Source organism: Croceibacterium selenioxidans, assembly GCF_018599195.1.
GTDB classification, from domain to species: Bacteria; Pseudomonadota; Alphaproteobacteria; order Sphingomonadales; family Sphingomonadaceae; genus Croceibacterium_A; species Croceibacterium_A selenioxidans.
Genome location: NZ_JAHFVK010000002.1, coordinates 108,269 through 129,712, shown reverse-complemented (window position 1 = coordinate 129,712; position 21,444 = coordinate 108,269). Strand labels below are relative to the sequence as shown.

20 protein-coding genes are annotated in these 21,444 nt (G+C 64.5%); 10 read left to right on the top strand and 10 right to left on the bottom strand.

Annotation, left to right across the window (positions count from 1 at the left end):
- Positions 1–220: 220 nt before the first annotated feature.
- From KK137_RS09490 to KK137_RS09480, 3 genes are all read left to right on the top strand, one after another.
- On the top strand, positions 221–1,003 hold the full coding sequence (locus KK137_RS09490) for an SDR family NAD(P)-dependent oxidoreductase (RefSeq protein WP_214536204.1): 783 nt from the start codon (positions 221–223) through the stop codon (positions 1,001–1,003).
- An 18-nt stretch (positions 1,004–1,021) separates the two neighbouring features.
- Positions 1,022–1,903: an S-methyl-5'-thioadenosine phosphorylase gene (gene mtnP, locus KK137_RS09485; RefSeq protein WP_214536203.1), complete on the top strand. Its 882-nt coding sequence runs from the start codon at positions 1,022–1,024 to the stop codon at positions 1,901–1,903.
- A 61-nt stretch (positions 1,904–1,964) separates the two neighbouring features.
- Positions 1,965–2,444 carry a MarR family winged helix-turn-helix transcriptional regulator gene (locus KK137_RS09480; RefSeq protein WP_214536202.1) on the top strand — a complete coding sequence of 160 codons (480 nt, stop codon included), beginning with the start codon at positions 1,965–1,967 and terminating at the stop codon, positions 2,442–2,444.
- Positions 2,445–2,540: 96 nt separating this feature from the next.
- On the opposite strand, the gene KK137_RS09475 is transcribed toward KK137_RS09480, so the two are convergent.
- The 7 genes from KK137_RS09475 to KK137_RS09445 all read right to left on the bottom strand — a co-directional run bounded on the left by KK137_RS09475 (position 2,541) and on the right by KK137_RS09445 (position 9,890).
- Positions 2,541–3,551 carry a type II secretion system F family protein gene (locus KK137_RS09475; protein ID WP_214536201.1) on the bottom strand — a complete coding sequence of 337 codons (1,011 nt, stop codon included), beginning with the start codon at positions 3,549–3,551 and terminating at the stop codon, positions 2,541–2,543.
- Positions 3,552–3,570: 19 nt separating this feature from the next.
- Complete coding sequence (locus KK137_RS09470; RefSeq protein WP_214536200.1) at positions 3,571–4,542, bottom strand: type II secretion system F family protein; 972 nt, start codon at positions 4,540–4,542, stop codon at positions 3,571–3,573.
- A gap of 68 nt (positions 4,543–4,610) precedes the next feature.
- Complete coding sequence (locus KK137_RS09465) at positions 4,611–5,903, bottom strand: pilus assembly protein CpaE (protein WP_214536199.1); 1,293 nt, start codon at positions 5,901–5,903, stop codon at positions 4,611–4,613.
- Positions 5,903–6,550, bottom strand: coding sequence for a CpaD family pilus assembly protein (locus tag KK137_RS09460; protein WP_214536198.1), 648 nt, complete (start codon positions 6,548–6,550; stop codon positions 5,903–5,905). The genes KK137_RS09465 and KK137_RS09460 overlap by 1 nt, the downstream gene beginning before the upstream one ends.
- A 16-nt stretch (positions 6,551–6,566) precedes the next feature.
- Positions 6,567–8,159: a type II and III secretion system protein family protein gene (locus tag KK137_RS09455; protein ID WP_214536197.1), complete on the bottom strand. Its 1,593-nt coding sequence runs from the start codon at positions 8,157–8,159 to the stop codon at positions 6,567–6,569.
- Positions 8,160–8,231: 72 nt separating this feature from the next.
- The gene (cpaB, locus tag KK137_RS09450) at positions 8,232–9,323 is read right to left on the bottom strand and encodes a Flp pilus assembly protein CpaB (RefSeq protein WP_214536196.1); all 1,092 of its coding nucleotides are present in this window, start codon (positions 9,321–9,323) and stop codon (positions 8,232–8,234) included.
- 75 nt (positions 9,324–9,398) lie between these two features.
- A complete protein-coding gene (locus tag KK137_RS09445; RefSeq protein ID WP_214536195.1) occupies positions 9,399–9,890 on the bottom strand; it encodes an A24 family peptidase in 492 nt (163 codons plus the stop codon).
- Positions 9,891–10,001: 111 nt separating this feature from the next.
- Here KK137_RS09445 and KK137_RS09440 point away from each other — a divergent pair, with 111 nt between their 5' ends.
- A complete protein-coding gene (locus KK137_RS09440; protein ID WP_250893809.1) occupies positions 10,002–10,955 on the top strand; it encodes an alpha/beta hydrolase in 954 nt (317 codons plus the stop codon).
- Positions 10,952–12,049 (top strand): NAD(P)/FAD-dependent oxidoreductase, encoded by a 1,098-nt coding sequence (locus tag KK137_RS09435; protein WP_338028034.1) that lies wholly within the window; start codon positions 10,952–10,954, stop codon positions 12,047–12,049. Before KK137_RS09440 ends, KK137_RS09435 begins: the two co-directional genes overlap by 4 nt.
- Before the next feature lie 742 nt (positions 12,050–12,791).
- Here KK137_RS09435 and rnhA read toward each other — a convergent pair.
- From rnhA to ispH, 3 genes are read right to left on the bottom strand one after another with little or no spacing between them, the layout of a single operon-like run.
- On the bottom strand, positions 12,792–13,229 hold the full coding sequence (gene rnhA, locus KK137_RS09430) for a ribonuclease HI (RefSeq protein ID WP_214536193.1): 438 nt from the start codon (positions 13,227–13,229) through the stop codon (positions 12,792–12,794).
- 5 nt (positions 13,230–13,234) lie between these two features.
- The gene (gene thrB, locus KK137_RS09425) at positions 13,235–14,218 is read right to left on the bottom strand and encodes a homoserine kinase (RefSeq protein WP_214536192.1); all 984 of its coding nucleotides are present in this window, start codon (positions 14,216–14,218) and stop codon (positions 13,235–13,237) included.
- A 4-nt stretch (positions 14,219–14,222) separates the two neighbouring features.
- Complete coding sequence (gene ispH / locus KK137_RS09420) at positions 14,223–15,212, bottom strand: 4-hydroxy-3-methylbut-2-enyl diphosphate reductase (RefSeq protein WP_214536191.1); 990 nt, start codon at positions 15,210–15,212, stop codon at positions 14,223–14,225.
- 77 nt (positions 15,213–15,289) lie between these two features.
- Between ispH and KK137_RS09415 the strand changes: the two genes are divergently transcribed.
- The 5 genes from KK137_RS09415 to KK137_RS09395 all read left to right on the top strand — a co-directional run bounded on the left by KK137_RS09415 (position 15,290) and on the right by KK137_RS09395 (position 21,394).
- Positions 15,290–15,940, top strand: coding sequence for a hypothetical protein (locus KK137_RS09415; RefSeq protein WP_214536190.1), 651 nt, complete (start codon positions 15,290–15,292; stop codon positions 15,938–15,940).
- A gap of 65 nt (positions 15,941–16,005) precedes the next feature.
- Positions 16,006–17,751, top strand: coding sequence for an arginine--tRNA ligase (gene argS, locus KK137_RS09410; RefSeq protein WP_214536189.1), 1,746 nt, complete (start codon positions 16,006–16,008; stop codon positions 17,749–17,751).
- A gap of 2 nt (positions 17,752–17,753) precedes the next feature.
- Complete coding sequence (locus KK137_RS09405; RefSeq protein WP_214536188.1) at positions 17,754–18,464, top strand: SPOR domain-containing protein; 711 nt, start codon at positions 17,754–17,756, stop codon at positions 18,462–18,464.
- A 676-nt stretch (positions 18,465–19,140) separates the two neighbouring features.
- Positions 19,141–20,838 (top strand): FAD-dependent oxidoreductase, encoded by a 1,698-nt coding sequence (locus tag KK137_RS09400; protein ID WP_214536187.1) that lies wholly within the window; start codon positions 19,141–19,143, stop codon positions 20,836–20,838.
- Positions 20,831–21,394 (top strand): NADPH-dependent FMN reductase, encoded by a 564-nt coding sequence (locus KK137_RS09395; RefSeq protein ID WP_214536186.1) that lies wholly within the window; start codon positions 20,831–20,833, stop codon positions 21,392–21,394. Before KK137_RS09400 ends, KK137_RS09395 begins: the two co-directional genes overlap by 8 nt.
- Positions 21,395–21,444: the final 50 nt, after the last annotated feature.

Below are 21,444 nucleotides of genomic sequence, written 5' to 3'. Positions count from 1 at the left end.
GTATTGCCTGAACGGGACGTGCTGGACTGGCGAACTCGTTTCAATTCAAATCACATTCATGTGGCGCTTTCGATTTCGTCCTGTGACAAAAGCGCAACAGGTTTCGATTGAGACCTCTTGGGGCTCGTTCGGGCAGGATGCTTGACCGTTGTCCGGTGCGCGCTAAGGCGCCGATCGAGAAGTTTGAGAGGCGGATTTCCAGGCTGAAGGACCGGGGACGATGAGAATTGATTCTTCGATTGCCGCAATCGTCACGGGTGGCGCGTCGGGCCTCGGTGAAGCGAGCGCCAGGGCGCTGGCGGCGAAAGGCGCCAAGGTCGCCCTGTTCGACCTCAACGAGGAACGCGGCCGCCAGGTGGCTGAAGAGATAGGTGGGATCGTCTGCAAGGTCGATGTGTCCGACGAGGCTTCGGTCGATGCCGGCTTCGCCAAGGCGCGCGAGGCGCATGGGCAGGAACGAGTGCTGGTTACCTGCGCCGGGATCGGCACCATCGGCAAGACAACCCGCCGCGACCGGGAGACCGGTGCGATCAGCCATTTCCCGGTCGACCTGTTCATGAAGACCATCAAGGTGAACCTGCTCGGCACCTTCCAGTGCGTGGCGAAAGCCGCTGCCGGCATGATGACGCTCGACGGACTCGAGGATGGGGAGCGGGGCGCCATCGTCTGCACGGCCTCCGTGGCCGCGGTCGACGGGCAGATCGGACAGGTGGCCTATGCGGCGTCCAAGGCAGCCGTTGCCGGGATGACCCTGCCCGTGGCGCGCGATCTGATGTCGGAAGGAATCCGCGTCAACACGATCCTGCCCGGTATCTTCAATACTCCTTTGCTGGCGGGCCTGCCCGAAGCGGCGCAGCAGTCTCTGGCGGCGGCGGTTCCGTTTCCCAAGCGACTTGGGCGGCCGGAAGAATACGCCAATCTGGTCATGACGATGCTCGAGACCGGGTACTTCAACGGCGAGACGGTGCGCCTCGACGGCGCGATCCGTATGCCCCCGAAATAGCGAAGAGGACGGCCCCCAGTGGCGCATTGGCATATCGGGGTCATCGGCGGGTCGGGTCTCTACACCGCCCACGCGCTTGAAATGGCGCAGCAGATCAACGTCGCCAGCGCCTTCGGAGATCCATCTGCGCCCGTGACAACGGGATTGATCGAAGGCGTGCGCTTTACGTTTCTGCCGCGTCACGGCGAAGGCCATCGGCTGGCCCCGTCCGACATAAACTACCGCGCAAACATCGATGTGTTGAAGCGCTGCGGCGTGACCGACGTCCTGGCATTGTCCGCCATCGGATCGCTGCGGGAGGAGATGGCGCCAGGCGATTTCGTCGCGGTTGACCAGTTGATCGACCGAACAGAGGGCAGGGCGAGGTCTTTCTTCACGCCGGGAATCGTCGCCCATGTCGGGCTGGCGGATCCCATGTGTCCCCGACTTTCAGGCTACGCGGCCGCCGCCGCAGAGGAGACCGGCGCGCGCGTGCACCGCGGCGGCTGCTACATCGCGATCGAGGGGCCGCAGTTCTCGACCCGCGCCGAAAGTCGCCTGTACCGCCAGTGGGGCGCGGACGTGATCGGGATGACGGCGATGCCCGAAGCACGCCTCGCCCGCGAGGCGGAGCTGCCCTACGCTCTGCTTGCGATGGTCACGGACTTCGACTCCTGGAAGGAGGATGGGGCGGCGGTAGAGGTCTCGGCGATTCTCGAGGTGATGCGCCAGAATGTGGAACGCGCTCGAGCGACCCTGGTGCGGTTGGCTGGCTCGTTGCCTGCGGTACGAGAGCCAAGCCCTATCGACCGCGTGCTGGATCAGGCTTTCGTGACTCCGCCGGAGCAGTGGGATCGCCGCGCCGCGGCAAGGCTGGACGCGGTCGCTGGTCGCTTCGTCTTGCCTGCCTCGCTACGCTAGAACTCGTGCACTGCCCCGCCACCGCTTGCATTGCGCCTCTCACTGGAACACATTCGGTCCGATGAACCAGAAAACGCCTCTTAGTGAATTCCTGCCTTACCAGCTGTCGATTACCTCGAATGCGGTAAGCGGCCGCATCGCTTTGGAGTACCGTCAGCGCTTCGGTCTTAGTGTGCCCGAATGGCGGGTAATGGCGGTTCTCGGCGATTCCGGCCCACTGACGCAGCGCGAACTGACCAGTCTTACCGTGATGGATAAAGTGGCAGTCAACCGGGCGTGCAAGGTGCTGGAAGAACGGGAATTGGCCGAACGCCGCCCGAATGCCCAGGACGGTCGTTCGCATCTGCTCGAGCTTACGGCTTCGGGAGTAAGGATGCGGGACGAGATAATGCCGCTGGCACTGGAGATGGAACGGCGCTTGTTCGCCAATTTCGCCACGGAGGAAGTCGATCAGTTTCGCCGCCTGTTGGAAAGGGTGCGGGGCGAAGTCGTCGACCTCGACGCGGACGATATCGATAACGACAACTTCGGCGTCCAATAGCGAAAGGCCCCGGCGTCCAATAGCGAAAGGCCCCGCGGCCGAGACCGCGGGGCTCCCCCTCTCGCCCATCGGGCAACTGATTAGATATTCCGGAATTTAGGTACCGGGCGCCTTGCCGCCAAAGGCATCCGAGAGATCGCAAGCTGCCGGTCCGAGGATGGCGATGAACAGGACGGGCAGAATGAACAGGATCAGCGGCACGGTCATAATCGCCGGCAGTCGCGCCGCCTTCTCTTCCGCGCGCATCATGCGCTCGTTGCGGAATTCGGCAGAGAGGACGCGGAGCGCCGAAGCCAACGGCGTACCATAGCGTTCGGTCTGAATCATCGTCGTCACGACGCCCTTGATCGCCTCGAGGTCGACACGATAGGCGAAGTTCTCGAACGCCTGCCGCCGCTCTGTGAGGAACGACAGTTCGATCGCAGTGAGGGCGAATTCGTCCCCCAATTCGGGATAGGCGCGGCCCAGTTCCTTGGCGACGCGATTGAAGCCGGCATCGACAGTAAGGCCCGCTTCCGCGCAGATCACCAACAGGTCTAGCGCATCGGGAAGGCCCTTGCGGATCTCGTCGGTGCGCTTCTTCGCCTTGTTTTTCAGGAAGGTTTCAGGGCCTTTATACCCGCCGACGACGAGCGCGGCGAAAGCCATGAAGCGCTTGAAGCTGCTCCAGTCGGGGAACATGTCCATCCAGTAGAGGGCGACGACCCCGATAAAGCCAAGCACGATCGGCAGGATCATGCGCGCGAAGATGACGATGACCGCGTATTCCTTGTTGCGGTATCCGGCTTGCGCGAGCAGCTGTTGGATCGCCTTGATCTGGCTGTCCTGAAGGACCTTCATCCCGGCCAGAGTCTCTTTCACCCGGTCCGTGGTCTCGGTTCGGCGCAACAGGCTTTGGCGCTTGCGGCCGGTGGAAGTCGTTAGACCCGACTTCAACTCGTCGCGGCGAGCGTTGAGCGACTTGATACGCTTGGCCATCGGGTCCCGGACGGTCAGGACGCCGTAGATGACGTACAGCATCGCTGCCGCGGCAACGCCCGCGAGTAGCGAACCGACTAGGACGACGTCGACTCCGAGGAGGGTGGGACCTGCGGCCGGGGTGATCATGGTTGTGTCCGTTTCCCGCTCAGATTTCGAAGCTGACCATCTTGGCCATGATGAAGGCCCCGATCGACATCCAGACGAGCCCGCCAAGACCAGTCACGATGAGCCTCTCTTCAACGAAGAATCGCGTCGCGTAGGTGGGATTGATCCACCAAATGGCGGCGAAGACGATGAAGGGCAGAGCGCCGACGATGTAGGCGGACGCTTTTGACTCCGAGCTCATCGCGCGAATTTTCAGCTTCATCTGCGCGCGCTTGCGCAGCACGTCGGCAAGGTTGCTCAAGGTCTCCGCCAGGTTACCGCCGGTCTCGCGCTGGATCGCCAACGTGATCACGAAGAACTGGAACTCCGCAGTGCCCAGCTTATCTGCGGTGACCTGGAGGGACTCTTCCATCGTGCGCCCGATCTTCATGCGTTCGACGGCTGTCCGGAATTCCTCCCCGACGGGCCCCGGCACTTCCTGGCCGACGACTGAGAGTGTTTCGGAAACCGGCAACCCCGAGCGCAGGCCGCGGACCAGCAATTCGATCCCGTCCGGGAACTTGGCGTTGAACTTGTTGGTGCGCTTCTTGATCAGATGACCGACAACAAGGTGAGGCAGTCCGGCGCCAACCAGCACGGCCAGCGCCAGGGAGAGCGGGGCCGAACCACTGCGCAGATACATGATGACCAGCGTGGCGACCGCGAGACCGAGCGAGCCATAGAGATATTGCGATACTGTCCAGCTCTTGCCCGTGCGCTGCAGCCGAATGGCAAGCGCCTCCTGGCGAGAGCCGGAGCCCGCTACCCGGTGGAACTTCGGCTTTCGCGCCGCGATGGCCTTCTTCAACTGGGATTCAACGCGGTCGAGCGTGTTTTCGGAATGGCGGTATCGGACGGATTGCAGCCGCCGTTGCCCCTCCTTCACCGGAGATTTTCCGGCAAAGGCCAGATAGGCGAGGATCAGCACCGTCAAGAGGCCGCCGCTCACTAGCAATAGCTGGATGATGCTCATGTTCCGCCCTTGCGTGTCCGATCGCTTGTCCAAACCGGTGCGGGCCATGGACCCGCACTTTCACTCACTTAGCCGAGCTCGGCTTCCCGCGTTTTGCCCTTTGCCTTCTTGGCCAGCAGCGACTTCAGATCCAACTTGCCCAGCAACGAAGCGTTGGTGGTGCCTTCCGCCAAGCTGGCGCCGTCGTCGTCACTCACGCCCAGGATAGCTTTGGCGATATCGCGGATCGTCTGGCCCGACTTCGCCGTCCGATTGGCATCGGCAAAGGTCTGGCCCAGCTTCGCCGCGTTGGTTGCGGCCTTGAGGTCGTAGGGGATCAGGTAATTGACCTTGCGTTCGATCGAGGCTTCGAAGTCGTTTCGGCTGATCTCGCTCGCGCCTGCCTGAACCTTGTTGGCCACGATCAAGGGCTGTGCGTTGGGCGCGTTGCTCTTGAGCCAGGCAAGGATGCGGATGGTGTCGCGAGCGGATGCCAAGGTCATCTCAGTGACCAAGGTCACCACATTCACGTCCGCCAGCAGATGCGGGAAGTTGATCAGCATGTTGCGCGGCATGTCGATGACCGTCATTTCGAACGCCTGGCGGAATTCCTCCTCCAGTTGCACGAAGGCGGCCCCATCGGTCAGCAGCGGCGAGTTGATCGGTGCTTCTGCCGAAAGGACCGACAGGTGATCGTTGGCGCGGATCATCGCGCGTTCGATGAACAGACCGTCGATACGGCTCGGGTTCTCGATCGCGTCGGTAAGGCCGCGGCCCGGTTCAAGGTCGAGCGCAAGCGCACCGGTGCCGAAGTGCACGTCGAGATCGAGCAACGCGGTCGGCCGCTTGTGATCGGCACTCAGCAGCCAGGCGAGCGAGGTCGCGAGGGTAGAGGCACCGACGCCGCCACGCGTACCCACCACCGCCGTCGAGACGTGGGACTTGACCCCCTCGCCATCGGCATTGCGCGGGGCCATGAACACGGCTTGAGCCTGGGTCAGCGAGTCACGCACCTGGCTCGCCGAGAGCGGCTTCAGCAGGTAATCGTGAATGCCGCTGGCCAGCAGATCGCGATAGAGGCGCACGTCATTGACCTGGCCGACGGCAATCACCACCGTGCCGGGTTCGCAGACTTCGGCCAGCGCGTTGATGTCATTGAGCGGATCGCCGCTTTCCGACAGGTCAACCATGAGGATCGCGGGACTGGCCGAGATCGACAGCGACTGGACCGCGTTGCGCAGCCCGCCCTTGTTACACTTCTCAGGCTGCCACCCCATCTCGATGACAACCGGCCGCAAAACGTCGAGCGCGCTCTCGTCGCAGATGAACGCCGCGAAGGGATCGCGATTGCCCAGGGGGCCTGGTTTCCAAGGCGAATTCATCACTTAGCTCCTTGAGTGGTGCTGACGCCGCTGAGCGGTTGGCCGCCAGTCGGCTTCTGCTCACGATAGCTGTCGATCGCTTTCGTCGAACTCATGACCACGGTTTCACCCGTGCCCGTGGCGCCATGCAGCAGATGCTCCGGATCGGCGACCATCGCGGCAAAGTTTGAATTAATCGCGCAGCCAAATCCGCTCGAAGTGCCATTCCCCTGGGCCTTGTCGGTCCAGTTGGGGCAATCGGGGACGTAAGCGCGAGTGCGCGAAACCACGACGCGAACGGTGCCCGGATTGACGAACCCGTCCGTGACCGGCGCACCCGCGCTGAGCAAGATGCCATAACGAGCGGCGATAGCGGAGACCTGGTCCTGGACGGCCTGGTCGATGACCGCACCGTCGAGGGCAACCCGGTCACCGTACTTGAGGTTCATCGTCTCAAACCAGCCGGCCAGCCGTTGCTGTTCGGGGTAGGAGAGACCGTTGGCATTGGAAGCCAGGTCGATAGCGAAATTCTGGCGCTCGACAACGGGCTGGGCGACACTGTTCAGTGTCATGTTGCCTTGATTGTCGGACGTGGAGCAGCCGGACAGAACCACTCCGAGGGAGAGGGCGAGTGCCGCGGCGACCGGGCTGTTCTTGCGAAGGATCATCTGGTTCACCTTTCCCTTAGAGGCTGAAGCCGGGTGACGCGGGTTCGGCACCGGCGGTTTCCTCGCCAATGCGGCGGCGGTTGTCGGCAGTCTGGTCCGGAGTGACCTGCTCGGCCTGCCCGACCTGCGGAGGTGTGCCACCCTCGGCAGCACGCGGCATCGGGCGGGTCCCGCCGGTTGCACCGTTGTTGTCCTTCATCAGCAGGTATTGCTGGACCGGGTCAGGGACCTGGAAACCATCGGTCGGCAAGCGGATCTCGCTGTCGTCGACCGGACGCACGAGGTAAGGCGTCACAACTATTACGAGTTCGGTCTGGTTGCGTTGGAAATTGGTCGAACGGAACAGGGCGCCCAAGATCGGAATGTCGCCGGCTCCCGGCGCCTTGTCGATCAGGTTCTGCGATTTGTTGCTAAGCAGGCCGGCGATCATGAAGCTCTGGCCAGAGCCGAGTTCCACCGTCGTTTCGGCACGCCGCACGGTCAGCGCCGGAACCTGCACGCCGCCGAGCGTCACCGCACCCTGCGACGTCAACTCCGACACCTCGGGTCTTACCCGCAGGGAAATTCGGCCGTTGGCCAGCACCGTAGGGGTGTATGCCAAGCTGACGCCGTAGTTCTTGTATTCGATGGTGGTCGTGCCGAGACCCTGGCTCAGCGGGATCGGGAACTCGCCGCCCGCGAGGAATTCCGCGGTCTCACCAGAAAGAGCCGTCAGGTTCGGCTCTGCGAGGGTCGTCGAAAGGCCGTCTTGTTCGGCAAGATCGAGCGAGCTGAGAACATCAAGTCCAAGGAAGCGGCCGAGGCCACCGAGCGTGGTCCCGCCGGTCACCGAATTCACGCCGGGGCCGGTGATCGAGGTAGAACCATCGGGAAGGGTAACTCCCGGCGGAAGCATCACCGAGGGATTCCCGATACCTGGTCCGACGCCGAGAGGGCCACCATAGTTAAACGCGCCGTTGACCGTGGACCGGCCTTGGCCGATGCCGAAACGGAATCCGCTGGTTGTGTCCACCGTCGTCAGGTTCACACCCAGCGCGCGAACCAGCGAACGGCTGACCTCCGCAAAGCGAACGCGCAAGTTCACCTGCAGCGGCGTTGCCATGCGAAGGCGGGAGACCACATTGGTGGTGTCGCCCATGAAGGCGGTGACCAGGCGCTCGGCCTCGGCGGCATCTTCCGGAGCCGCAACCGTTCCGGTCAGCAGCACGGTGTTGATGCCCATAGTGGCAACACGGATGTTCGCATCGGGCATCGCCAAAGTCAGCATCTGATCGACGCTGTCGATGTTCGAAGCGACGCGGACATTGGCCGACCAGATGATATCTCCGGCGCCGTTGCTGGCGTAGACCGTGGTCTCGCCGCCGGCCTTGCCGAAGACATAGAGCTGGCGTTGCGACTTGACCTGGACGTCGGCCACGGTCTCGTTGGAGACAAAGATGTCGGCCATGTTGCCCGGTACGGTAACCAGTTGGCCGCGTCCGATAGACAGGGCGATATCCTGCGCCGGGCTGACGATAGCCTGGGCCATCGCCGGGCCAGAGGAGGCAGCGGCCAGCGGCGCAAGGGCGCAGGCTGCGACCAGCACTGTCTTGAGAACGCGACTCTTCATTGTCTTGCCCCTTACCTTCTCGCTAGCCTTGGTTCGGCCGAGGTTTCCCGCTTCGAAAATCATGAAACTACCTTAGAAAGCTGTCATGGCGGCGCTGGCGGCGGGCGCGGTCCGTCCGACTGCGCGCGCGCCTTGACCAGTGCGGTCGAGCAGCGCCCCAGCGCCTCGGCCGACCGATTCTACCGTGGTGTCCTTGCCGCGGGTCACGCGGACTGTCGGGCCCGAGGGAACCACCGGGCCTGCCGCGACCGCTGCTCCGGCCGGAGCCGGGGACGACGAGGACTGGGCCGGCATCGAGCTACGCTGGAAGCGCGAAATATCGCCGCCGGTCACAAAGGTCGAAGCCCCGTCCTGCGGACGCGCCATCGCCTGGCGCAGAAGCTTTTCTTCCTGCTCCTTCGTGGCGCCTTCAGGCAGGTCCACCGCGCCCGACGCGATCGCGCGTTCGAGCTCGGTCTGGTTGTCGGCGATCGAGCGGAGCGACAGGCTCAGCGAACCCACCGTCTGCGCGACGGAGATCTTTTCGGCGATCTTCGGCGTCACTTCGAGCGTGACCGTGCTGACGTTGCGGACGACGGTCTTGCCGTCTGGCGTCGTTTCGGTTTCTGTGAACTTGTCGGTCGCCAGGACGCGCAGGTTGCGCAGAATGGTCTCGGTGGCCTTGAGTTCCTGACCTTCGCCCGAGACCGACTGCGTCAACATCAGGTCCACCCGGTCACCCGGGAAGATGAAGCCGCCCACGCCGGTCTGAGCGGAAACCGGAACGGTCACCGCACGCATGCCCGGTCCAAGCGCCGCGGCGAGGAAGCCGCGATCGCCCGGGCTCACCAGCGAGCCCTGGGTGACCGGCTCGCCCGCGGTGATCGGATTGCGAACGACTGTGCCGATGAGCTTGGACATGTCGGCTTCGCCATCGAGGAAATAGGCGTCCTGAACCATCTCCTGCGGCCAGAGCTGGAATCCAATGGCGTCTGCAGTGATGATCGTGCCAATCGGCAGCGCACGCTTGGCGACCAGGACCTTGGGACCCTGGGGCTCTGCAGGCACTGCAGCGGCATCTACTTGCGGAGCGGCCGCCCCGGTCAGCATGCTGCGGGCGGCGAAAGCGGTACCGATCGCTACGATCAGCGCTCCAAGCAGCAGAACCAGCTTTTTCCTGTCCATGATGCGTGTTGCCTTCTTAAGGGTCCAAATGAGACGATTGCGGAGGTTCTAGGTGAGTAATGGTTAAGATCGGGTTCAACCGGCCGTAGCGGTGGCCGAAGCCACCGCTAGGTAGGTGGAGCCAAGGATCCAGAGCCCCGCCGCGGCGATTGCCAATCCGTACGGGATCGCGATCTTGTCACGCTGACGGCGCATGAGATGCCAGGCGCCGAACAGTATGGTCAGGAAGCCCCCGATCAGCGCCATCAGCACAAGCAGCTGGAGGAACGCGAAAGGAGCTATCCATAGCGCCAACGCGGTCAGCAGCTTGATATCGCCGCCTCCCATTTGGCCGAGAGCGAAGAGGCCGCATAAAACGGCAAAAGTGAGCAGGGCCAGGGCAAGCTGCATGGCCACGTCCGGCCAAAGATCCATGCCGCTTGCCCACCAGAACAGCGGCGCCGCCAAAGCGATGCCGGCGTTCAGCCAGTTAGCGATCTTGCGGCTGCGCAGGTCGGTAATTGCCGCCGTCAGCAGTGCAATTGCCAAAGCAATAAGCAACCCGTACCGGAATGGATCGTCTAGCATCGAAACCCCATCTCGCCGGGGAGATCCCCAATGCGGCGGTCTGGTGCTAGCGGAGATGACTTACTAAAAAGTAACCACTGGCGGGAGGCCGGAGTTAGCCAAGTAACCAACTTGACCACCAAGCTATTCGATCGCCGAGCCATTCCGCCTGGCGCAATCGAAAGCCGCTGGACAGCGCCCGATGGACATCTGATTCGCCGGATCGACTGGTCGGAGCCGTCAAAGGCGCGGGGATCGCTGCTGTTCATGCCTGGTCGCGGTGATGCATATGAAAAGTATCTCGAGGTGCTGGATCACTGGCATGGCCAGGGTTGGCGCGTGACTGCCGCCGATTGGCGCGGCCAGGCCGGGTCCGGACGCTTTGGACTAGACGAGGTAACCGGGCATATAAGTGAGTTCACGGAGTGGACCGCGGATCTGTCGGCCTTCTGGCGCGAGTGGGCCGAAGGCAGAAAGGCCCCCCTGGTCCTCGTTGGTCATTCGATGGGAGGACATCTCGCCCTGAGGGCCGTTGCCGAACGCGGGCTGGTTCCAGCAGCCGCCGCCCTGATCTTGAGCGCGCCCATGCTCGACGTCCCGCCCGAGGTCTTGCCGCTTGCGCTTAAGCACGCCTTCGCTCGCTTCATGGCGTCGCTGGGCGACGCGCGCCGGCCGGCCTGGAAATGGAGCGAGAAACCTGGAGAGCTGCCCGAAGGGCGCCAAGCCCTGCTGACTCACCACGATGAGCGCTACGCGGACGAGCTCTGGTGGAGACATGAGCGGCCCGAACTGGTCATGGCTACCGGGAGCTGGGGCTGGGTAGCTGGCGCGCTCGCATCGATAAGGTGGCTCAATAGGCCGGGCGCCCTCGAGGCCATTGACCTTCCGGTCTATATTGTCGCAACGCGTGCTGACCGGCTTGTCGGATCGCGTGCCATCCACCAGGCGGCGAAGCGACTGCCTCGGGCGCGGACTCTGTGGTTCGGGCCGGAGGCGGGGCACGAGATTCTTCGCGAATCCGACGCGGTCCGTCAGCGGGCTTTGGCCGGTATCGACGCTTTTCTCGAGGAAGTTTTGCCGACGTGAGTACCCGTTACGATATTGCCGTCATCGGCGCCGGAATGGCCGGCGCGAGTATGGCCGCCGAACTCGCTCCCTATGCCAAGGTGCTGGTTGCCGAAGCGGAGAATACGCCTGGCTATCATGCGACTGGCCGCTCCGCCGCGTTCTGGGAAGAGTGCTACGGCGGCCCGGGAGTGGTCCCGCTCACGCTCGCGTCCGGCCAGTACCTGCGCCATCACGGCATGTTGGCGCCGCGAGGGGCGCTCTACCTCGGGCGGGCCGAGGATGAACCGGCGATCGACGCCTTCCTCGAGCGTTTCGGGGGCACCGGGGTTCATATCGACAAGCTCGGCCGTTCGTCGCTGGAGCAGCGGATGGCGGGACTCCGGCCGGAATGGACGCTTGCCATATCCGAACCCGCTTGCGCGGACATCGACGTCGCCGGGTTGCACCAGCACTATCTGTCGCTTGCGCGGCAAGCCGGCGCCGAGTTGCGCACGGGCTGCGCGCTCGAGAGCGCCGAGCGTGAAGGCGAGGGTTGGCGGCTCTCTTTCGGGCGAAGCGGGGAAGCTCACGCAGGCATCCTGGTGAACGCGGCGGGAGCATGGGCCGATCGGGTCGCCGGACTGGCGGGCGCGCCAGCCCTGGGCATAACACCGCTGCGCCGTACGGTGATCCAGCTTCGCACCGACCCGCCGCCGCCAACCGACTTGCCGCTGGTGCTCGACATCTCAGGGCAATTCTACTTCAAGCCCGAGCACGGCCGCTTGTGGCTCAGCCCGCATGACGAGACGCCGAGCCCGGCGAATGACGTGGCGCCCGAGGAACTCGACGTGGCCATCGCCATCGATCGCTTCGAACATGTGGTCGATTGGCGAGTTGCCGCGGTGGAGCGCAAGTGGGCGGGACTGCGCAGCTTCGCCCCCGACAGGCTGCCGATCTACGGCTTCGACGGCTCGCGCGACGGGTTCTTCTGGTTCGCCGGACAAGGCGGATTCGGCATTCAGACCGCTCCGGCCGCCGCGCGTTTAGCAGCGCAACTTCTGTTGGAGTTGCCGCGTGACGAGATGACCGAGGCGCTCGACGCGGAGCTCTATTCACCACGGCGCCTGGGCTAGTTCTAGATATCGTGGGCGAGAGTGGACTGTCCGAGGGGACTACTTTCCAATCACGTCACTCAGGCAGACTGGTAGGCCCGTTCCCTTCTCCTGAGCAGGCGGAGGAGTTCATCGTCGCGACCTCCTGGTTCAACGGACAGCCGAGCTAGTTATTGTCCGCTTCCACCCACTACAAAAGTTGAGTGCCTCATCTGAGCTGGGTAGATCGATGCATGACCGCACCACCCAGAGACCGCCTGACGGCCAAAACGCAGACATGGCTTGACGGCCACTCGCCCGGTGACGGTTTCGGCATTTTACGGCACCTGGCGCTTCGAAGAGAACCGAATGCTTTGACCGAGCTAAGTCGGCTCACGGCGAAACGGGGTCGCATGGCGGACTCCCATTCTTCTCCTGGGTTGGCCTACCGTGCCGCTCGTCTCGGGCATCCGCCAGCCGCCTACAACTTGGCTATGACCTGCTTTAATCGTGGCGATCTGCAGGACTACCGGCGCTGGCTCAGGCGTGCGGCCCGTCTCGGTGACTCCGATGCGGCAAAACAACTCGTCCGATTTGAGACGCGCCTGCCTCACGACGCGGCGATGGCGATAGGGCGAGGGCGACCCTACCGCGCTGACGATTGAATGTCCGCTAACCACCCATCTCGGGCATTCAAGCGCGACGGCAGAGGACCCAAAGACCTAGCGGCCGCGTCAGCCGCCAGTAACGCCTTTCCGAAGGGGTGGGGCCTTCGGGCGTCAGCTCAACCCCGCGCCGCCTCAGCCGCCTCACACGCCAGGCGATCGACGCGTTCGTTCTCGACGTGGCCGTCGTGTCCCTTGACCCATTGCCAGCTGATCCGGTGCGGCGCGGCCGCGGCGATCAATTCGTGCCACAGGTCTTCATTGCGGACCGGCTTCTTGCTGGCGTTGACCCAGCCCTTCTTCTGCCAGCCGTGAATCCACTTGGTCATGCCGTCGATCACGTAGCGGCTGTCCGAATGGATTGTGACCTCGCAAGGTTCGATCAGCGCCCGGAGGCCGCGGATGACGGCGGTCATCTCCATGCGGTTATTGGTCGTGTGCGCCTCGCCGCCGCTCAGTTCCTTCTCGTGCGGGCCCATGCGCAGCAGCACGCCCCAGCCGCCCGGACCCGGGTTTCCCTTGCAGGCACCGTCAGTGAAAATGTCGACGTGCTTCATGTCGCTCAGGCCACCACGCGCGGGAAAGCCCGCTCGCCCTCGGTGGCATAGAAAGCCAGCCGGCGGGCGAAATCCATCGGATCCTTGCGTGTCACGAGCGCATCGGCCGGGGTGTTGAGCCAGTCATACGCGCGCGTCGCGACGAACCGCAGCGCGGCCCCGCGCGCCAGCAGGGGCAGGGCGCTCCACTCGGCGGCGGACAGGCTGCGACGTGACGCATATCCCGCGACGAGAGCCTCGGCGATGTCCGGCTTGAAACGGCCGTCCTTCGCAAAGCACCAGGCCGAATGGGTTACTGCCAGGTCGTAGGCGGTGATGTCCGTGCAGGCGAAATAGAAGTCGATCAGGCCACAAACCTGATCGCCCAGCAACAGGACGTTGTCGGGAAAGAGATCGGCGTGGATGACCGAGTGGGGCAGGTCTTCGGGCCAGTTCGCCGAAAGGAAATCGAGTTCGCGCCTGACGAGACCGGGAAGCTCGGGGTCGATCGAGCGCAAGCCCGCCTCTCCGCAGTCATCGAACAGCTTGTGCCACTGCGGCAGCGACATGCCGTTGGCGCGCTGGCCTGCGAAGTCAGCCGACGCGATGTGAATACCGGCAAGCGCCTCACCCACGGCGCGAGCCTGCTCGGCGCTGGGATCATCGACCGAGACACCGGGGAGAAACTCGATCAAGGCCACGGCCTTGCCCTGAACCGTCCGCGAAGCCGCGCCATCGCGGTCGTGGATCGTGCGAGGAACCGGGCTGCCCCTGGCGGCGAGATGATCGAGGAGTCCGAGGAAGAACGGCAAGTCCGCCGCATCGACGCGGGCTTCGTACATCGTCAGGATGAATCGCTCGGCCTGACCGCCATGTCCGGACGTTTCGATCAGCCAGTTCGAATTGGACACGCCCTCGGCGATGCCCTTGGCTGAGACCAGTTCGCCGACATCGTACTGCGCGATGAGCGCGGCCAGCTCGGCGGCCGAAAGCGTTGTGTAGACGGCCACGAGCTTAGTCGATCAACTGGCGCGGCAGCTTGAAGACGATCTGTTCGTGAGCGGTGACGACCTCATTCACTGCCAGTTCCCGCCACTCCCGGAGACGCTCGATGACTTCGAGGACGAGCGGCTCGGGCGCGGAGGCTCCGGCAGTCAGGCCGAGTGACGATACGCCATCGAGCCAGGAAGGGTCGATCTCGCCTGCTCGTTGGATCAGCCGCGCCTTGGTCCCGCAGCGCTCCGCCACTTCGACCAGGCGCACCGAGTTGGAAGAATTGGGTGCGCCGATCACCAATACGAGTTCGCACTTGCCGGCGATCTCCTTGACCGCGGCTTGCCGGTTGGAAGTGGCGTAGCAGATGTCTTCGGCCTTGGGCCCGACGATGTGCGGATACTTGGCTTTGAGAGCGGCCACGACCTGGGCGGTGTCGTCCACCGAAAGCGTCGTCTGCGTCAGGAAAGCGAGTGGTGCCTCAGCGGGGAAATCGAGGCTTTCGACCTCCTCGACCGTTTCGATCACGGTCATCGAGCCCTCGGGCACCTGTCCGTAAGTCCCGACGGCTTCGGGATGGCCGCGATGACCGATGAAGATGATGTGGCGGTTCGCTTCCAGTTGGCGTTCGGCCTGGCGGTGGACCTTGCTCACCAGCGGGCAGGTAGCGTCCAGGTAGGTCATCTCCCGGCGCTTGGCTTCCGCGGGGACGGACTTGGGCACGCCATGCGCGCTGAAGACTACCGGAACACCTTCCGGCACCTGGTCAAGTTCGTCCACGAAGACCGCGCCCTTGGCTTTCAGGCTCTCGACCACGAAGCGGTTGTGCACAATTTCGTGTCGTACGTAGACCGGAGCCCCAAACCGATCGATCGCGCGCTCGACGATTTCGATAGCGCGATCGACCCCGGCGCAGAAACCTCGCGGAGCGGCGATCAGCACCGTTAGCGGCGCTTTGGCTTCACCGGTTTCACTCGGCCCGGTGGCCTCATTCTGAAAGGGCGCGTTCATCGGGGCCCCTCTAGCTGTTGTCGCGTCGTGGCGAAAGGGCTAGGGCCTGCGCCGATAATTTGGGACAAGGAATTGGGATGCGCTTCCGGACAGCTCTGTTTACCGTGACCGCCGCGTCAGCCGCCCTGGCCGGTTGCGCCAAGACCGGTGATCTCGTGGTACAGGAAGGTGTCGGCATCACTGCGCTCCGGTCGGTGTGTCCGGCGGTGGGCGTCCCCGACTATACCGGCAACATCACGCTGTTCTCTCCCGAATCCGCCCGCACGATCGACGCGCTCGACATGACCGCGTCGATCACCAACGTGCGTAGCCAGTGCGACGATACCGGCAACGACGTCTACGCCAACGTGACGTTCGACGTGGTCGCCCAGCGCCGCGACGTACGCGGGCCGCGCACCGTCACGCTGCCCTATTTCTCCACCGTCGTGCGCGGCGGAGACGCGGTCGTGGCCAAGCGGATCGGTTCGGTCACGCTCAACTTTGCCGACGGCGAAGAGCGGGCGCAGGCCAGCGGCACCGCCGGTGGCGTGGTCAACCGCGCCGCCGCGACGCTTGCGCCGGACGTTCGCGAGCGCATCGTTCGCCGCCGCCGCGCGGGCGAGGAAGAGGCCGCCATCGACCCGCTGACCGATCCCACCGTGCGGGCGGCTCTGGCGCAGGCGACCTTCGAGGTGCTGGTGGGCTTCCAGCTGACCGAAGACCAGCTGGCCTATAACGCCACGCGCTAGTCGGCGCAGACAAGCTTAAGACCGCTCCTTCCCCGCGCCGGCCAAACAGGCTAACGGCGCGGCCCATGGACCAGTCGCACACCCTGTACGCCGCCTTCGCGGCCAAGATCGATGCAGCCCTTGCCGCGCTCGAGAAGGAGGCGGTGCTGCCGCCCCATGCCACCCGCGGATCGGTGAGCGTGGAGCCGCCGCGCGATCCGTCGCACGGCGATCTCGCCACCAACGCCGCCATGGTGCTGGCCAAGGAAGCGAAGACCAACCCGCGCGCGCTGGCCGAACACATCGTGGCAAAGCTGACCGGCGATCCGCTGGTGACTAGCGCCGAAATCGCCGGCCCGGGCTTTATCAACCTGCGCCTTGCTCCGGCCAACTGGCTGAGCGAGCTCCACGCGATTGCGGAGCTGGGGGCCGACTACGGGCGCTCGACGATGGGAGCGGGGCGGACGGTCAACGTCGAATACGTCTCCGCCAACCCCACCGGTCCGATGCACATGGGCCACTGCCGCGGCGCCGTTGTCGGCGATGCCCTGGCGGCCCTGCTCGAGTTTGCCGGACACCGGGTCGTGCGCGAATACTACGTCAACGACGCCGGCGCGCAGGTTCAGACGCTCGCCCGTTCGGCGCATCTGCGCTACCGCGAGGCCCTGGGCGAGGACATCGGCGAGATTCCCGCGGGATATTATCCCGGCGACTACCTCAAGCCTATCGGCGAACGCCTGGCCCAGGAATTCGGCCCGGCCTACGTAGCGGCACCGGAGAGCGAGTGGCTGGACATGTTCCGCCAGCGCGCGGTTGTCGCGATGATGGAGATGATCCGCGCCGACCTGGCCCTGCTCGGCATCCATCACGACGTCTTCTCGTCGGAGGCCGAACTGCAGGCGGCCAAGAAGCCGGAGCAAGCCGAAGCCTGGCTGCGGCAGCACGACCTGGTGTTCGATGGCCAGCTCGAAGCCCCCAAGGGCAAGACAGTCGAGGACTGGGAGCCGGTCGAACTGCCGCTGTTCCGCTCGACCCGTTTCGGCGACGATCAGGATCGTCCGATCCGCAAGAGCGACGGCAACTGGACCTACTTCGGCGCCGACCTCGCCTACCACATGCAGAAGGCGCAGGGCGCCGACGAACTGATCGACATCTGGGGCGCCGACCACTCGGGCACCGTCAAGCGCATCAAGGCTGCGGTCGCAGCCTTGTCCGAGGGGGAGGGCAAGCCAATCCCGTTCGACGTCAAGCTGGTTCAGATGGTCCAGCTCTTGCGTGGCGGTGAACCGGTGAAGATGTCGAAGCGGTCGGGCACCTTCATCACCATTGCCGACATGGTCGAGGAAGTGGGCAAGGACGTGGTCCGCTTCACCATGCTGACGCGCAAGCCCGAAGCGCAGATGGACTTCGACTTCGCCAAGGTGGTCGAGGCGAGCAAGGACAACCCGGTCTTCTACGTGCAGTACGCGCATGCTCGCATTCACTCGACCTTGCGGAAGGCGGGAGCCGAAGGGATCGTGCCCTCGGCCGATGCACTGGCCCGGTTGGGCGAAGACGAGTTGGCGCTGGTCAAGTTCGCGGCGCAGTTCCCGCGTGAGGTCGAAGCCGCGGCCAAGGCGCGCGAGCCGCACCGGATTGCGTTCTATCTTTATGACCTCGCCGCCGAATTCCACGCGTTCTGGAATCTGGGCAATGACGACCCGGCAAAACGTATCATCCTGACGCAGGATCGCGAGCTTACGGCTGCGAGGCTTTTCCTCGCCGCGCAAATCGGGCAGGTTATCCGCAACGGCCTGGCTCTTCTCGGAGTGCAAGCCGTCGAGGAGTTGTGATCATGCCCATGGCGGGAATGGGGCGCGGGGACGAATTCGGAAACCCGGCTGACGGAGCCGAAAGCGTAGAGGCGGAACTCGCTTTCGCCGACGGTGACGAGCGGCTGCCCTGGCTCGAGTCGGACGACGACTTTGACCCGGCCGGGGTCGATACCAGCCGCGTCGCGGTGTTCGCGGCGGCGGGACTGTTGGTCATCGTGCTGCTTCTTGGCGCCGTGTGGTGGGCCCTGCGCGACGATTCGGGCCGGGAGCTGGTCGCCGACGGCAGCGTGATCGAAGCGCCGGATGCACCTTACAAGACCCGCCCGGACAATCCGGGCGGGCTGCAAGTCGAAGGCACCGGCGATACCAGCTTCAAGGTTGCCGAAGGCAAGGAGATCGACGGCCGGATTGCCGGCAGCGGCGAAGTCGCGGCGCCGAGCATCGATCGTGAGCAGGCAGACGCCGATGGCGAGGACGCCCCTGTGGCCACGGCGCGGGGGGTTGGCGTTCAGGTAGGGGCCTATTCGACCAAGGAACAGGCAGAAGCCGGGTGGAACACCCTGTCGGGACGTTTCGATTCCCTGCAGGGCCGCAACCATCGGGTGGTTCAGGGCATAGCCGACAGCGGCACGATCTTCCGCCTGCAGGCCGTCGCCGGCAGTGTCGAAGAGGCCGACACGCTGTGCCGCGCGCTCAAGGCGCAGGGCGGGGATTGCCAGGTCAAACGCTAGCGCGAAATTCTAATTCTCCCTGTGAGGCGCAGCCTCATGGGGAGACCCTCTGCGCAGCGGAGGGTGGAGGGGCTGGCAATGTGCCCGGGCCCCTCCACCCCGACTGCGTCGGCGGTCCCCTTCCCCGATCGAGCTGGGGGAGGATTTGGAGGTATCCCCCCTCCCGCTTGCGGGAGGGGCGCAGGCACAGCCAACCACCCGCGGGCGAGTGCGGGCCTAACGCCGGGAAGACCAAAGTCGCGGACGGGCAAAGGCCGGCGCGTCCTGGGCGTCACAGGATTGCCTTGCGCGAGCATGGGAGGCGAACGGCGGCGAGGGCTGCGGCCAACCTCGCTGCTCGGCCCTGTCGGACCGGAGGCGCTGGCGGTTAGGGCTCGCAGGTCCCGCCAGCGGTTGTCATCCCCGTATCCTACGGACACCCTCTGACGATGTCGGAAGGGCGCCGGCCTTGCGCGGGAGAGAGAAGCGAAGCGCTAACCGCTCCCGCACCCGTCGCTGGTGTCAGTGGCATTCTGACGGCGGGGCCGGTAACCGATATGGTTCGTAATGTCAAGGGAATGTCGCCAAAGCCCGTGTCGCCGCCAGGAGGGCACAAAAGGGGCTCCAAGGCCGCTTTCTTTCCTTGATCGTCTGCCTATGATGCCCAGCGATCGCGTCGGTCGAGGAGCGTACTGGCATGAGTGACTCACTGCATATTCTGGAGCCCAGCCAGCTTGCATCTCCGACCAGGGATGCCCGGTTCGACCAGATGTTCCCGCTCCTCGATCCCGGCGAGGTCGAACGGCTCGGCCGGTTCGGGGAGCCGCACAGCTATGCGGCCGGGGAGTATCTCGCTCGCGTGGGTGATCCCGGAATAGGGCTTCGCGTCGTACTCCGTGGTTCGGTCGAGGTCAGCCAGCGGCAACATAAGGGACCCAACCTGCCCATCGTAGTGCACGAGGCGGGCGGGTTCCTCGGCGAGTTGGCGCAATTGTCGGGCAGGCCCTCGCTGGTCGACGCGGTGGCGCTGAGCGATGTCGAAGTCCTGCTGATCTCTCCTCAGTCCTTGCGCGCCATGCTCATCGCCGAGGCCGATCTGGGCCAGAAGATCATGCGGGCGCTGATCTTGCGCCGCGTGGGTCTGATCGAGTCCGGCGGGGGTGGGCCGGTTATCATTGGGCCGAAGGAACATGCCGACGTCTTGCGTCTGCAGGGGTTCCTGTCGCGCAACGGGCATCCGATGACCTATCTTGATTCGGAGACCGACAACTGCGCGCGGACCTTGATCGCCCAGTTCGAAGTCACGCCGGAAGAACTGCCGATCGTGCTCTGTCCGAGCGGTGCCCTCTTGCGCAATCCGTCGGAAAGCGCACTCGCCCGCTGCCTGGGGCTGGTCGGGGCGATCGATCCGGAGCGGGTCTACGACGTTGCCATCGTCGGCGCCGGGCCCGCGGGTCTGGCGGCCGCGGTCTATGCGGCGTCCGAGGGGCTTGAAGTGCTGGCCCTCGACTGCCGCGCGTTCGGCGGACAGGCCGGAGCTTCGGCGCGGATCGAGAACTTCCTCGGCTTCCCGACGGGCATCTCGGGCATGGCGTTGATGGCGCGAGCTTACAATCAGGCGCAGAAGTTCGGCGTTGAAATGGCCATCCCGGACGAGGCCTTGCGGCTGGAATGTCCGGTGGAGGGCGACGGGGGTTGGCACACTCTCACACTGGCCAATGACGAACGGACTCGCGCCCGGGCGGTGGTGATCGCCACAGGAGCGAAATACCGGCGCCTCCCTGTCGAAGGGCTCGAACGCTACGAAGGCGCCTCGGTGCATTACTGGGCGTCGCCGCTTGAGGCGCGGCTCTGCGCGCGGCAACCCGTCGCGCTGGTGGGCGGGGGCAACTCCGCGGGGCAGGCCGCAGTGTTCCTCTCGGGCTATGCCAGCCACGTCACGGTCATCGCTCGCCGGCCACTGGCCGACACGATGTCGCGCTACCTGATCGACCGAATCGCCGCGCAGAAGAATATCGAGGTGATCGAAGGCGCCGAGGTTGTGGCGCTCGAAGGCGAGGGCAGTGCGCTTCACGGGATCGAGTGGAGGCGGCGGGGCGAGGAGGTAACCACGCCACTCGGCATTCGCGAACTCTTCCTGTTCATCGGGGCCGAGCCCAACACTGACTGGCTTTCGGGCACCGGCATCACACTAGACCCGCGGGGATTCGTCGTGACCGGCGAGAGTGCCGCGCCTTCGCGCCTCCCGCTCGAATGCAGCCGCCATGGTATCTTCGCCGTGGGGGACGTTCGCTCGGGCTCGGTCAAGCGTGTCGCGGCGGCGGCCGGAGACGGCGCGCAAGTCGTGTCCAACATTCATACTTTCCTTTCTCAGGGTGGAGCCGCGCATGGGTGACGAAGTTCGCGTTCTGGCATTTGCAGGCAGCTTGCGGGCGGGATCGTTCAACCGCTCCCTGCTACGCGCGGCGCAGGAACGGGCGCCGCAGGGGATGCGGATCGAGATCTTCGACATCATCGAAGTGCCGCTCTACAACGGCGACGTCGAGGCAGAAGGCAATCCGCCGGCGGTGGCCGCGTTCAAGCAGGCGATAGCTCAGTCCGATGGCCTCCTGATCGCCACGCCTGAGTACAACCACGGCGTTCCCGGCGTCACCAAAAACGCCATCGACTGGGCTTCCCGCCCGCCGGGCAGCGCGCCGCTGGGTGGCAAGCCTGTCGGCATCATCGGCGCATCGCCGGGGATCACCGGGACGGCCCGGGGCCAGAGCCAGCTTCGACAGGCGTTTGAGTTCACCAATTCCTATTGCATGCCCCAGCCGGAGCTTCTGGTGTTCAAGGCGCACGAGAAGTTCGATGCGGAAGGGAACCTGGTCGATACGGCGACGGCGGATTATCTCGGCCGCTACCTCGTCGCGCTGGGAGACTGGATCAGACTCTTCGCATCGCGCTGACTCTGTCCACACCGCTGGAGTGAAGTAATCTTGCCCGTGCAGCGCTTTCC